The sequence below is a fragment of the Brevundimonas sp. A19_0 genome (assembly GCF_017744255.1).
In the GTDB taxonomy this organism is placed as follows: Bacteria; Pseudomonadota; Alphaproteobacteria; order Caulobacterales; family Caulobacteraceae; genus Brevundimonas.
In genome coordinates this window covers 20,631-32,868 of sequence record NZ_JAGHQP010000019.1, presented here as the reverse complement: position 1 = coordinate 32,868, position 12,238 = coordinate 20,631, and the positions used below count along the sequence as shown (strand labels likewise).

Sequence of the window (12,238 nt, the reverse complement as noted above, 5' to 3'; positions counted from 1 at the left end):
GAACCGCCTCCGCCCCCTCCCGAGCCGGAGGATCCGGCGCCCGAGGTCGGGGGAGGGGCCCCCGCCGCGCCGTCCCGCGTGCATCGGCCACCGGAGCCGCCGCCAGAAGTGGAACGGGAGCTCATCGCGCCCCCAGACCCCGCACCCGAGCCCGCTCCGGAGCTCGGCATCGCGCCAGCGCCGACCCCCCAGCCCGGCCAGGGCCTGGGCGGGCGGGGGACAGGGACGGGCACAGGGTCCGGCGACGGCTATGGCCCCGGCAGCGGCTCGACGCGCGCGCGACCGGTCCGGGGGCCGACCATCGACCAGATCCGCAATGCCCACCCGCGCAATGCCCGCAGCCAGTACGGCCGGGTCGAACTGTCCTGCATCGTGCGGCTGGACGAGCGGCTCGAGGACTGCCGGGTGGTCAGTGAGACACCGCGGGGCCGGGGGTTCGGCGAGGCGGCCCTGCCGCTGGCGCGCTTCTTCCGGGTGGTCCCGCCGACCCGGAACGGCGTGCCGCAATCCGGTGAACGGTTCACGGTCGGAATCGACTTTGGCCGACCGCGCTGATGCCGAATCCGCCGTCGGCATTGACGCAATCTGAATCCCCTGTATAAGGCCCGCTTCCGCGAAGGACGCGACACGCTCCTGGTCTGTTGACCGGAGCGGTTTCTGCGTCTGGAAACGCGTTATTGGAGATATTCGTGGCCCGTATCGCTGGCGTCAACATTCCGACCAACAAGCGCGTCCTGATCGCGCTTCAGTACATCCATGGCATCGGCCCCGCCGCCGCCAAGGAAATCACCGAAAAGGTGGGCATCGACGCCGCGCGCCGGGTCAACGACCTGACTGACGCCGAGGTCCTGCAGATCCGTGAAACGATCGACAGCGATCACACGGTGGAAGGCGACCTGCGTCGTGAGACCTCGATGAACATCAAGCGTCTGATGGACCTGGCCTGCTACCGCGGCCTGCGTCACCGCAAGGGCCTGCCGGTCCGCGGTCAGCGCACCCACACGAACGCCCGCACCCGCAAGGGTCCGGCCAAGCCGATCGCCGGCAAGAAGAAGTAAGAGAAAGAGCTGACCGATGGCCAAGGACACGGGTCGCGTCAAACGCCGCGAACGCAAGAACATCACTTCGGGCGTGGCGCATGTGAACGCCAGCTTCAACAACACCATGATCACGATCACGGATGCCCAGGGCAACGCGATCAGCTGGTCGTCGGCCGGCCACATGGGCTTCAAGGGTTCGCGCAAGTCGACCCCGTACGCCGCCCAGATGGCGGCTGAGGACGCCGGCAAGAAGGCCGCCGAGCATGGTGTGAAGACGCTGGAAGTGAACGTCTCGGGCCCGGGTTCCGGCCGCGAGTCGGCGCTGCGCGCCCTGCAGGCCGTCGGCATGACCATCACGACCATCCGTGACGTCACCCCGATGCCGCACAACGGTTGCCGTCCGCCCAAGCGTCGCCGCGTCTAAGGCCCGCTGAAGCAATCCTTTCCCGTTGATCGGGATGTCCGCTGTCGCGGGCGTTCCAGATCGACGAAACCCGTTCGAGGGACCCTATGATCGAAAGAAACTGGCAAGAACTGATCCGTCCCGAGAAACCGCAGATCGAGACCGGCACCGACCCGCAGCGCAAGGCGCGCCTGGTGGCCGAACCTCTCGAACGCGGTTTCGGTGTGACGCTCGGCAATGCCCTTCGTCGCGTGCTGCTGTCGTCGCTTCAGGGCGCAGCGGTGACCGCCATCCAGATCGACGGCGTGGTTCACGAATTCTCGTCGCTGGAAGGCGTGCGCGAGGACGTGGTCGACATCGTCCTGAGCATCAAGCAGCTGGCCCTGCGCATGCACGCGGAAGGCCCCAAGCGCATGATGCTGAAGGCCACCGGCCCCGGTCCGGTGACCGCCGGCCAGATCGAAGTGCCGGCCGATATCGAAGTGCTGAACCCCGACCACGTGCTGTGCACGCTGGATGACGGCGCCTCGGTGCGCATGGAACTGACCGTCCAGAACGGCAAGGGCTATGTCGCGTCGGAAGCGAACCGTCCGGAAGACGCGCCGATCGGCCTGATCGCCGTCGACGCCCTGTATTCGCCGGTCAAGCGCGTCGCCTATCGCGTCGAGCCGACCCGTCAGGGCCAGTCGCTGAACTACGACAAGCTGATCATGGAAGTGGAGACCAATGGTGCGGTCTCCCCCGTGGACGCCGTGGCCTATGCCTCGCGCATCCTCCAGGACCAGCTGCAGATCTTCATCACCTTCGACGAGCCGAAGGCCGCGGTCGAGCAGTCGGACGGCAAGCCCGAACTGCCGTTCAACCCGGCCCTGCTGAAGAAGGTCGACGAGCTGGAACTGTCGGTCCGTTCGGCCAACTGCCTGAAGAACGACAACATCGTCTACATCGGCGACCTGATCCAGAAGACCGAGGGCGAGATGCTTCGCACCCCGAACTTCGGCCGCAAGTCGCTGAACGAGATCAAGGAAGTTCTGGCGACCATGGGCCTGAGCCTGGGCATGGACGTGCCCAACTGGCCGCCGGAAAACATCGAAGACCTGGCCAAGAAGTTCGACGACCAGATCTAGTTTCAACCTTCCGGACCGGTCCCCAGTCGGGCGGTGCGGATAGAATGAGGACAGGCGAGGGTCCCTGAGGAGGGAAACCGGGCCTGGAGTAGGAGAGACCCCGATGCGCCACGGCGCCGCCTATCGCAAGCTCGGTCGGACGACCAGCCACCGCCAGGCCATGTTCGCCAACATGGCTGCCTCGTTGATCAAGCACGAGCAGATCACGACGACCCTGCCCAAGGCCAAGGAGCTCCGCCCCTTCGTCGAGAAGCTGGTGACCCTGGCCAAGAAGGGCGACCTTCATGCCCGTCGTCAGGCCATCAGCCAGGTCCGTGATGTGCCGCAGGTCGGCAAGCTGTTCGAGACGATCGGCCCGCGCTACGCCGACCGCAACGGCGGCTACATCCGCATCATGAAGGCCGGCTTCCGCCACGGCGACAACGCCGCCATGGCCGTGATCGAGTTCGTCGACCGCGACACCTCGGCCAAGGGTCTGGATTCGGGCCCGGTCATGGGCGCCGAGGACGACGCCGAAGACTGAGCCCCGGCACAGGTCTGAAAGATACGGGGGCGGTGGAGCGATCCACCGCCCTTTTTCTATTCGGGGGCGTCGGCATCTACTTCTGCGGCGGCCTCGGCCGCATCCCGGTTGCGCTCGCGGAACATCAGCGCGGCGACGGCGCCCGACTGGGCATTCGGATTGCGCTGGTTCAGTTCGGCGCCATACAGCGAGCCGAGATAGGCCTGGTCCCAGTCGGTCAGGCCAAAGGCAATGGTCGGATTGTCGAAGACATTGAGGATGGTCGGAAAGCCCGACAGGTCGGCGTCGGGATCGATCTGGGCAAAGGCGACCATGGCGACATAGTCGGCCAGCTGCTGGAAGGTGATGCCCTCGGCCTGATCGATGTCGATGATGACATAGGCGCGCCGGAGGTCGTTCTGGATGACCGTGGTCAGGCGGCTGGCCATCGTGCCCGTCCGGGGCGGGGCATAGCCGGGGATACGGACGGCGATGCTGCCCGTCTCGCTGTTGACCGGCAGGCTGACATGCCACCAGCGCACCGGTCGGTCCGTTTCGATGAAGCGCCTCAGTTGAAGACGCGATCTGGCAGCCCCCGAGTAGGGTGGCCGAAAGGCATTGGGGCTGCGCTCCACCAGGGCGGCGGTCAGGGTGGGGGCGTCATCGGTGGCGATGATCAGCACATTCGGGCTGCATCCCGGTTCGCCGATGGGCAGCCCCAGCTCCATCGCGACCTCGGACACGCGGTCGGCCATGGCCTGGGCGGCCTCGCGCTGCAGATTGACGACGCCGACGCAGATACCCGACCGGGCGCTCCACCGGGCGGGGCCGCGCCCGTGCGGCGGGGAGACAACAGTGTCGGCAAAGGTCTCGACCTGCTCCCGAAGGGGCGCGCCGAGGACGACGATGTCCTCGACCGTGGTCTCGCGCGTGTCCTGCGCCCGGGCGAGGCCCGGAGCCGCGAGGGCCAGGGCGAACAGTGCGGCGGCTGCTGACCCTGGCCTCATTCCCTATTCCTTCGACAGGTCCTGACGGTTGAACCATGCGATGGCGCCGATAGCCGGCAGCAGGGTCCACAGGATCGCGCTGATCCAGGCACGGACCGGCACGTGATCCGGCACGGCCGCGGCGACCTCGCCACCCTTGACCAGATCCTTGATCGTATCGATGGCGCCGCCCGGGTTGAACAGGATCGACACCCAGCTGTCCGGCATGAGGCCCATGGGGGGCAGGACCTGCATCGGTACGAAGAACTGGGCGATTCCCAGCACCAGGGGCACGAACAGGGCCACCAGCAGCGAGCGGGTCATCACGGCAGCCAGCAGGCCGACCATGGTGAACTGCACGATGCGCAGCAGCGACAGGCCCGCCAGCGCGGAGAACTGCCCGACGTCGCCGGCGTCCATGGTGAAGGTCAGGCCGCGCCCGAAGATGCCGGCCTGGATCATGTCGCCGATCGTGCTGGAGATCAGCATGATCAGCATGGCCATCAGGGCCAGACCGGTGACGACGGCCAGCTTGCCCAGCAGCTGGTTGGTGCGGGTGTTGCGCGCACTGATCAGGCGCCAGGTCTCCCAGCGATAATCGCCCGCATAGACGGTGGCGGCGCCGATCAGCATGAAGGCCACCACCAGCGGATTCGACAGGCTGGCGGCATTGGTGACCATGGCCTGGCCCAGATCGAGGGGCACGGTCGCCAGCACCTCGCTGAGGTCCGCCTGGATCTTGGGGTCTTCGGTCAGCTTGGCTTCGTTCGCCTTGATGAAGAAGCTGGTGATGGCGCTCAGCGCCAGCATCAGGATCGGCGCGAAGAACACACTCCAGAACCAGGTCGTGCGGCTCTTGGTCAGGCGGAAGGCTTCCGCGCGGATGGCATCAGCCCACATGATCGTGCTCCGGCGTCTGGACGGCACCCGTTTCGGTGAAGAAGACACTCTCGAGGTCGGTGCCGACCCAACGTGCCTCGTCGATGTCGATGCCCTGTTCGACCAGGGCGCGGATCAGGGCGGGGCCCTCGGCGCGCGGGACATTGGCCAGCAGGGCCTTGCCGTCGACCGCACCCTTGTCGCCCAGCACCGCGGCCGCGCGCTCGAGCGGCGAGACCGACAGGCGCAGGCGTTCGCCCGTGGTGGTCAGCTCGGACACCGTGCCCTCGCGGACGAGGGTGCCCTTGTTCAGGATGGCAACGCGGTCACAGACGCGCTGGACCTCCAGCAGCTGGTGACTGGCCAGCACCACGGTCAGACCGTCGTCGTGCGCCAGACTGCGGATCAGGGCGCGCATTTCCTGGATGCCGGGCGGATCCATGCCGCTGGTCGGCTCATCCAGAATGATCAGCTCCGGCTCGGTGATCAGGGCGGCCGCGACGCCCAGTCGCTGCAGCATGCCGACGGAGAAGCCCCGCACGCGGCGGTCCGCCGCCTCGGTCAGGCCCACCCGCTCCAGCCAGCGGTCGGTGCGGCTGGTGTCCGACGACAGGCCGTGTGCCAGCGACAGCCAGGTCAGCACCTGGCGCGCGGTCATGAAGGGGGGATAGCGCGGCGTCTCGATCATCGATCCCATTTGCCGCATCGCCCTGGGGTCGCCGATGGTGCCGCCCATGACGGTGGCGTCGCCGTCGGTCGGCCGGATCAGGCCCAGCAGGATCCGGAACAGGGTCGACTTGCCCGCCCCGTTCGGCCCCAGGACGCCATAGACGCCCCCCTTGGGAATGGTGAGGCTGAGCCCGTCGAGGGCCTTGACCGTGCCATAGGTCTTGGTGAGGCGGCGGGTTTCGATGACTGCGCTCATGGGCGGGAGGGTGACCGGCACCGTCCCGGCACGCAAGCGGCAAACCGCCGGTTGCAGATTAAGGATTCTCCATGGTCGGGTGGTCCGCAGGGGCTGGCTGCGCGCTGGCGGGGGCGTGGCGGGGTGATGGCGACCCGGTGGCGGGTACCCGACGTGGTGCGGCGGGCCGGTTTTGCGGTCTGTGGTCCGTGTCTGATAACCCCGTGCCCAAGGAGGGCCCCATGACGTTCAAGACCGACACCACAAAGATCAAACGCTGGCGCGAGGAGCGTCACTGGTCGCAGGAGCATCTGGCCGAGCTGTCCGGCATCGGCCTGCGTACCCTGCAACGCATCGAGCGCGGCCAGCAGGCCTCGCTGGAAACCCTGAAGGCGCTGGCCAATGCCTATCAGGTCGATGTGGCGGCCCTGGCGGTCGATCCGCGCATTGAGGCCGCCGAGATGGTCCAGACCCGCAATGCCAGGGCCCGCGCGGGCGTGCGCCTGTCGTTCGGCATCCACGCCGTCAGCTGGCTGATGGGCATGGCCGTTTTCGCCGCCATCAGCCTGAACGCCGGCGCCTTCATCATGAAGGCCCCCATGCTGTGGTGGACCGTCGGCCTGATCGGCCACGCCGTGACCGTGGCCATCGTGGAACTGGTGGCGCGGTATCAGGAGGGGGGATGAGGGGTGGGGGGGGCCTGTCCGGTCTGGCGCGGAAGATGCGGCGGGCGCCCTCTGTCCACGAGCGGCGCCTGTGGACCCTGCTGCGCGACCGGCGTCTGGAGGGGCTGAAGTTCCGGCGCCAGATGGCGATCGGGCCCTATGTCGCGGACTTCGTCTGCCTGAGGCACCGGCTGATCGTTGAAGCTGACGGGCCGTTTCACGATCCGGTGCGTGATGCCGAGCGTGACGCCTGGCTGGCCGGGCAGAACTTCCGCGTGCTGCGCTTTCCGAACGGCATGATCGACCACGAGGGCTGGCGCGTGATTGCCGCGATCCTGGAGGCCGTGCGCGCCAACGGTGATGCGCCCCCGCCGCTGGGGTAGGGGCAAGTTTCCTTCTCCCCTTGCGGGAGAAGGTGGGCCGCGCGAGCGGCTCGGATGAGGGGTCTCTCAGTCGGTTGACGGGGAGTCCGCTTCACGCCGCAAAACGATGGCCGACCGCAGCGCGACCCCTCATCCGCCCCCTTCTCAGGGGGCACCTTCTCCCGCAAGGGGAGAAGGGAATTTAGTGCAGATGCGCCCCCACCCTGGCCTTCAGCAGGGCGACCAGCTCGGGCTGCATGAAGGTGTAGTCGTCGGAGATGTTGAGGCAGATCACGCGGGCGGCCTTCAGGTGGCGGCGGAAGCGGGTCTGCAGGCGGCGGCGGTGGACCGGCTCCATGACGAAGATCAGATCGGCCCAGTCCAGATGCTCGGGCGTCAGGGGCTTGTCCGCATCGGGGGCCAGGCCGGCGGAGGCGGTCGCGACGCCGGGACGCGAGGCGAAGACGCGCTCGGCCTTGGGGGAGCGGAGGCGGTTGCGGGAGCAGAGGAAGAGGAGGTTGGTCAGGCTTGCTCCGCCTTCTACTGACCCGTCCCGATCGCCGCGCGAAGGGATGTCACGATGGGATCATCCGGCCCGCTGATCGGAATCAGCGACTGCATGTTCAGGGGAAATTGCTCCGGTCGCCCAGATCGCGAACCGAACTCGACATCGATCTCGAGGGGGAAGGCCCCTGACGCCGGGTAAAGACGACCGGAGGAATCCCTCAAAGCGATAAACTGCTGTCCGACCTCCAGGACATAACCGGTCGCGCAGTCACGATCGTACCAACTCTCGGCGAAGAAGGCGTAGCCGTTGTTACCCGGCCTTTCGAGAAACCATGACGGGAGGTGGTTGGGATGAAGGAAATTCTCGGAGCGGGGGTCGATCTCTTCATCCCATCCGTTGGTGTCAAACCCATGAACGCGAATACCTGACTGGTAGGGAAACCGGTCGGGGTCCGCCTCCATCTTCAGCGTCTCGGTTACTTGCAGTCCAAACGCAAAATAGTCACGGTAGGCCGGGACCTCAGGTGGCACATCGGTGGTTCCCGAGTCCAAAAACCACCGCCCTCGCGTGTAGTCTCTGGTGACTAGGTACTGTTCTGCCACGATGACGATCTGGATCGTATCGGCCTTGCGGGCGATCTGGCTGATGAGATTACCCCCGACGTATCGGCCATTGTCCGGAAATCGACGAAACTCGCAGGCCGCGGCAGGCGCTGTGCCTGTCACGCCGATCCATGCGACTGCTGAAAGGATTAGCCCACACACTTTCGACGCTGTGGTCATGACAGTCCCTCCCGACGTTCATTGAAGGCTAGGTCGGGCAGCGCAGTCTCACAACGGTATATTATCGTGCTTCTTCCACGGATTGCTTTGCTGCTTGTTCTTCAGCGTCCGTAGCGCCTTGATCAGCCTGCGCCGCGTCCCGTGCGGCATGATGACGTCGTCGATGTAGCCGCGGCTGGCGGCGACGAAGGGGTTGGCGAAGCGTTCCTTGTATTCGGCTTCGCGGGCGGCGAGGGCTTCGGGGTCGCCGGCTTCCTTGCGGAAGATGATCTCGACGGCGCCCTTGGCGCCCATGACGGCGATCTCGGCGCTGGGCCAGGCGTAGTTGACGTCGCCGCGCAGGTGTTTGGAGCTCATCACGTCATAGGCGCCGCCATAGGCCTTGCGGGTGATGACGGTCAGCTTGGGCACGGTGGCCTCGGCATAGGCGAACAGCAGCTTGGCGCCGTGCTTGATCAGGCCGCCGTATTCCTGGCGGGTGCCGGGCATGAAGCCGGGCACGTCGACGAAGGTCACCAGCGGGATGTCGAAGGCGTCGCAGAAGCGCACGAAGCGGGCGGCCTTGCGGCTGGAATCGATGTCCAGCACGCCGGCCAGCACCTGGGGCTGGTTGGCGACGATGCCGACGGTCTGGCCGTCGAGGCGGCCAAAGCCGGTGACGATGTTCTTGGCGTAATCCGGGGCGATCTCGAAGAATTCGGCCTCGTCGACCGTCTTCAGGATCAGCTCCTTGATGTCATAGGGCTGGTTCGGATTGGCCGGGACCAGGGTGTCGAGGCTGGCCTCGTCGCGGTCGGGGTCGTCGTAGGACTCACGGACCGGGGGCTTTTCGCGGTTGGACAGGGGCAGGAAGCCGATCAGGCGGCGGATCTCGCTGAGGGCCTCCAGATCGTTCTCGAAGGCGCCGTCGGCGACACCCGACTTGCCCGCATGGACGCGGGCGCCGCCCAGTTCCTCGTGGGTCACGACCTCATTGGTGACCGTCTTCACGACGTCGGGCCCGGTGACATACATGTAGGAGGTGTCCTTCACCATGAAGATGAAGTCGGTCAGGGCGGGGCTGTAGACGTCGCCGCCGGCGCAGGGGCCCATGATCACGCTGATCTGGGGGATGACGCCACTGGCCAAGGTGTTCTGCAGGAAGATGTCGGCATAGCCGGCGAGGGATTCCACGCCTTCCTGGATGCGGGCGCCACCGGCGTCAAAGATGCCGATGATAGGCGCGCCATTGGTCAGGGCCATGGTCTGCAGCTTGACGATCTTGGCGGCGTGGGCGCCCGACAGGCTGCCGCCGAAGACGGTGAAGTCCTTGGAGAAGACATAGACCAGACGGCCGCCGATGGTGCCCCGGCCGGTGACCACGCCGTCACCGGGGATGCGCTGGTCCTGCATGCCGAAGTCGTACGAGCGGTGCTCGACGAACATGTCGGTTTCCTCGAAGGAGCCCTCGTCCAGCAGAACCTCGATGCGTTCGCGCGCGGTCAGCTTGCCCTTCTTGTGCTGGGCGGCGATGCGGGCTTCGCCTCCGCCAAGCTTGGCCCCGGCGCGGCGGGCTTCGAGCTGGTCGAGAATGTCTTGCATGAGGGCCTCCTTGAGGGGCTGAGCCTTAAGGAGGCCGGGCGGGGGAGGCAAGACTAGCCCGTCAGGGCGGCCAGGCGGTTCAGCTCAGCGACGTGGGCGGCGAAGGCCTTCTTGCCGACCGGGGTCAGGCTGGCCCAGGTGCGCGAGCGGCCATCGACCGGGGTCTTGGCCAGTTTGATGTAGCCCGCGTCCTCCAGCTGTTTCAGGTGTTTGGACAGGACCGAGTCCGAGACTTTGAGCCTGTCACGCAGGAGGGCGAACTCGGCCTCGTCGACGCTGGACAGGATGGCGCAGATCTGCAGCCGGCCCGGAGCGTGGATGACGGCATCGAACAGGGGCGGGGTCATCCCTGCGCCTCGGAGAGCTCGCGCTTCCAGACGTGCATCCACAGACGGCCGCCGATGATGGCGGAGACGAACCCGGCCGCGCCGGTTGCCAGGGGCATCCAGACCATGCCGGCGTGCTTGCCCCAGATCGACAGGCCCATCAGGGCGATCAGGATGACAGCGAGGCCTATGGCGACCCACCGGGCGCGCTTCGGCGAATAGCCGCTGACCCACCAGCCGACGCGGTTCCGCCACCACTGGACACTGATCGCCAGGCCCGCGAGGGCAATGACCAGGGCCAGCATCGCCCACGGTGTCGGCAGGCCCTGACTGGCGACCATCAGGCCGCAAATGGCGCCATAGGCGAAGTCCCAGCCGACGGGATAGGTCAGGGTACCGGTCACGCCTTCGCGGGCTTCGCGGATGCTGGCCAGGGCGTCTTTCGGGTCTTCGGTCATCGGGTATCCTCACTTTCCGATGTGGAAAGTAGCATGACTTTCCATTACGGCAAGTGATAATTTTCCGAAGTGGAAAGTCAGGCCTTCCGGAAGGGCGACTGTTCGTCGGTGAGGCCGCTGATCTCGGCCTCGATGGCCTGGCGCTCATGGTCCAGATAGCGGGCGATGGCGTCGCGAAACCCGGGGTCGTGGATGTGGTGGGCCGAGCGGACGGGGGTGGGCAGATAACCGCGCGCGATCTTGTGCTGGCCCTGGGCGCCCGCCTCTACGCGGGACAGGCCGCGCGACAGGGCGAACTCGATGGCCTGATAGTAGCAGAGCTCGAAATGCAGGAAGGGGATGTCCTCCAGCGTGCCCCACTGGCGGCCGTACAGGGCGTCGCGGCCGATGAAGTTGAGGGCGCCCGCTACGGGAGTCCTGTCGCGATACGCCATGACCAGGGCGATGCGGTCGGCCATGGTCCGGCCGATGCGGGCAAAGAAGTCGCGGGTCAGATAGGGCCGGCCCCATTTGCGGCTGCCGGTGTCGAGATAGAAGGCGAAGAAGGCGTCCCAGACGTCTTCGGTCAGCTCGGCGCCGGTCAGGATGCGGATGTCCAGCCCGGCCTGGGCCTCGCGCCGCTCGCGCCGGATAGTCTTCCTGCGGTTCGAGGACAGGGCCGCGAGGAAGCCCTCGAAATCGCCATAGCCCTGATCGGTGAAGACATATTGCAGGTCGAGGCGCGGCAGCCAGCCGGCGTCGGCCATCTCGCGCCATTCCGTCTCGGTCGGGAAGTTGACATGCACCGACGACAGGTCGAGGCGCGCACACAGGGTCTCGGCCCCCTGGATCAGGGCCTGACGCACCGTTCCGGGGTCGGCGTCGGGATGGATCAGGAAGCGCGGGCCGGTGACGGGGGTGAAGGGGACGGCCCCCAGCAGCTTGGGATAATAGCGCCCGCCCGCGCGCTCCCAGGCGTCGGCCCAGGCGTGGTCGAAGACGTATTCGCCGCTGCTGTGCCCCTTCAGCCAGAGGGGCATCAGGCCAAGGACGCGACCGCTGTCGTCCTCGAGCGCGAGGTGGCGCCCGGCCCAGCCCTGATCGGGCGCGGCGCTGCCCGACGCCTCGCAGGCGTCGAGGAAGTCGTAGCCGATGAAGGGGTCGCCCGTGGGGGCGGCCAGCGCCTCCCACGTATCCCGACCGATGTCGGCGACCGCGCCGTGGACGCGGAGGGTGAAGGCGTCGTCCGTCACTTCACCTCGACGATGGCGTCCACCTCGACGGCGAAGCCCAGCGGGAGGCGATAGACGCCGACGGCCGAGCGGGCGTGGCGACCGGCGTCGCCGAACACCTCGACCATCAGGTCCGAACAGCCGTTGATGACGGCGGGAATGGCACTGAACTCGGGACCGGCCTGAACGAAGCCACCCAGCTTGACCACGCGGACCACGCGCTCAAGGTCGCCGTCCAGCGCATCCTTGATCTGAGCCAGCAGGTTGACGCCGCACATGCGGGCGGCGCGGGCCGCGTCCTCGGGCGAGACGTCGACGCCGACCGTGCCCTTGATGCCGCCCGACACGTCATTAGACAGCTGGCCCGAGATGTGAACAAGATTGCCGCTGCGCACCCACGGCACATAGTTGGCGACGGCCTTGGCGGGCTCGGGCAGGTTGAGGCCCAGTTCGGCGATGCGGTCGGCGTAGCTCATGGTCGTCTCCTGATGTCTTTCGGGGGCG

At 66.8% G+C, this 12,238-nt stretch carries 17 protein-coding genes; 7 read left to right on the top strand and 10 right to left on the bottom strand.

Annotated elements, in window-relative coordinates; translation table 11 throughout:
• The 5 genes from J7346_RS13410 to rplQ all read left to right on the top strand — a co-directional run.
• A partial coding sequence (locus J7346_RS13410) for an energy transducer TonB (protein WP_209120473.1) occupies positions 1-555 on the top strand: 555 nt, incomplete at its 5' end.
• A gap of 134 nt (positions 556-689) precedes the next feature.
• A complete protein-coding gene (gene rpsM / locus J7346_RS13405) occupies positions 690-1,058 on the top strand; it encodes a 30S ribosomal protein S13 (RefSeq protein ID WP_209120472.1) in 369 nt (122 codons plus the stop codon).
• 16 nt (positions 1,059-1,074) lie between these two features.
• Positions 1,075-1,464 (top strand): 30S ribosomal protein S11, encoded by a 390-nt coding sequence (rpsK, locus tag J7346_RS13400; protein ID WP_209120471.1) that lies wholly within the window; start codon positions 1,075-1,077, stop codon positions 1,462-1,464.
• Positions 1,465-1,550: 86 nt separating this feature from the next.
• Positions 1,551-2,570 (top strand): DNA-directed RNA polymerase subunit alpha, encoded by a 1,020-nt coding sequence (locus J7346_RS13395; RefSeq protein ID WP_209120470.1) that lies wholly within the window; start codon positions 1,551-1,553, stop codon positions 2,568-2,570.
• Between the two features lie 103 nt (positions 2,571-2,673).
• Positions 2,674-3,093, top strand: coding sequence for a 50S ribosomal protein L17 (gene rplQ / locus J7346_RS13390; RefSeq protein WP_209120469.1), 420 nt, complete (start codon positions 2,674-2,676; stop codon positions 3,091-3,093).
• A 56-nt stretch (positions 3,094-3,149) separates the two neighbouring features.
• Here the strand turns inward: rplQ and J7346_RS13385 are convergent, their stop codons facing one another.
• The 3 genes from J7346_RS13385 to J7346_RS13375 are packed head-to-tail and all read right to left on the bottom strand — an operon-like array spanning position 3,150 to position 5,862.
• Positions 3,150-4,079 carry a hypothetical protein gene (locus J7346_RS13385; protein WP_209120468.1) on the bottom strand — a complete coding sequence of 310 codons (930 nt, stop codon included), beginning with the start codon at positions 4,077-4,079 and terminating at the stop codon, positions 3,150-3,152.
• A 3-nt stretch (positions 4,080-4,082) separates the two neighbouring features.
• Complete coding sequence (locus tag J7346_RS13380) at positions 4,083-4,958, bottom strand: hypothetical protein (protein ID WP_209120467.1); 876 nt, start codon at positions 4,956-4,958, stop codon at positions 4,083-4,085.
• The gene (locus J7346_RS13375) at positions 4,948-5,862 is read right to left on the bottom strand and encodes an ABC transporter ATP-binding protein (protein ID WP_209120466.1); all 915 of its coding nucleotides are present in this window, start codon (positions 5,860-5,862) and stop codon (positions 4,948-4,950) included. Before J7346_RS13375 ends, J7346_RS13380 begins: the two co-directional genes overlap by 11 nt.
• 221 nt (positions 5,863-6,083) lie before the next feature.
• Here J7346_RS13375 and J7346_RS13370 point away from each other — a divergent pair, with 221 nt between their 5' ends.
• Positions 6,084-6,527, top strand: coding sequence for a helix-turn-helix transcriptional regulator (locus J7346_RS13370; RefSeq protein WP_209120465.1), 444 nt, complete (start codon positions 6,084-6,086; stop codon positions 6,525-6,527).
• Complete coding sequence (locus J7346_RS13365; RefSeq protein WP_245157875.1) at positions 6,524-6,889, top strand: DUF559 domain-containing protein; 366 nt, start codon at positions 6,524-6,526, stop codon at positions 6,887-6,889. The genes J7346_RS13370 and J7346_RS13365 overlap by 4 nt, the downstream gene beginning before the upstream one ends.
• Before the next feature lie 181 nt (positions 6,890-7,070).
• Here J7346_RS13365 and J7346_RS15065 read toward each other — a convergent pair whose 3' ends face one another.
• From J7346_RS15065 to J7346_RS13330, 7 genes are all read right to left on the bottom strand, one after another.
• Positions 7,071-7,226, bottom strand: a complete 156-nt coding sequence (locus J7346_RS15065) for a hypothetical protein (RefSeq protein WP_245157874.1) — start codon at positions 7,224-7,226, stop codon at positions 7,071-7,073.
• A 182-nt stretch (positions 7,227-7,408) separates the two neighbouring features.
• Positions 7,409-8,158 carry a hypothetical protein gene (locus tag J7346_RS13355; RefSeq protein ID WP_209120464.1) on the bottom strand — a complete coding sequence of 250 codons (750 nt, stop codon included), beginning with the start codon at positions 8,156-8,158 and terminating at the stop codon, positions 7,409-7,411.
• A gap of 48 nt (positions 8,159-8,206) precedes the next feature.
• The gene (locus tag J7346_RS13350; RefSeq protein ID WP_209120463.1) at positions 8,207-9,739 is read right to left on the bottom strand and encodes an acyl-CoA carboxylase subunit beta; all 1,533 of its coding nucleotides are present in this window, start codon (positions 9,737-9,739) and stop codon (positions 8,207-8,209) included.
• 53 nt (positions 9,740-9,792) lie between these two features.
• Positions 9,793-10,086 (bottom strand): transcriptional regulator, encoded by a 294-nt coding sequence (locus tag J7346_RS13345; RefSeq protein WP_209120462.1) that lies wholly within the window; start codon positions 10,084-10,086, stop codon positions 9,793-9,795.
• Positions 10,083-10,523, bottom strand: a complete 441-nt coding sequence (locus J7346_RS13340) for a hypothetical protein (RefSeq protein ID WP_209120461.1) — start codon at positions 10,521-10,523, stop codon at positions 10,083-10,085. The genes J7346_RS13345 and J7346_RS13340 overlap by 4 nt, the downstream gene beginning before the upstream one ends.
• 77 nt (positions 10,524-10,600) lie before the next feature.
• On the bottom strand, positions 10,601-11,755 hold the full coding sequence (locus J7346_RS13335) for a GNAT family N-acetyltransferase (RefSeq protein ID WP_209120460.1): 1,155 nt from the start codon (positions 11,753-11,755) through the stop codon (positions 10,601-10,603).
• A complete protein-coding gene (locus J7346_RS13330) occupies positions 11,752-12,210 on the bottom strand; it encodes a RidA family protein (RefSeq protein WP_209120459.1) in 459 nt (152 codons plus the stop codon). The genes J7346_RS13335 and J7346_RS13330 overlap by 4 nt, the downstream gene beginning before the upstream one ends.
• Positions 12,211-12,238: the final 28 nt, after the last annotated feature.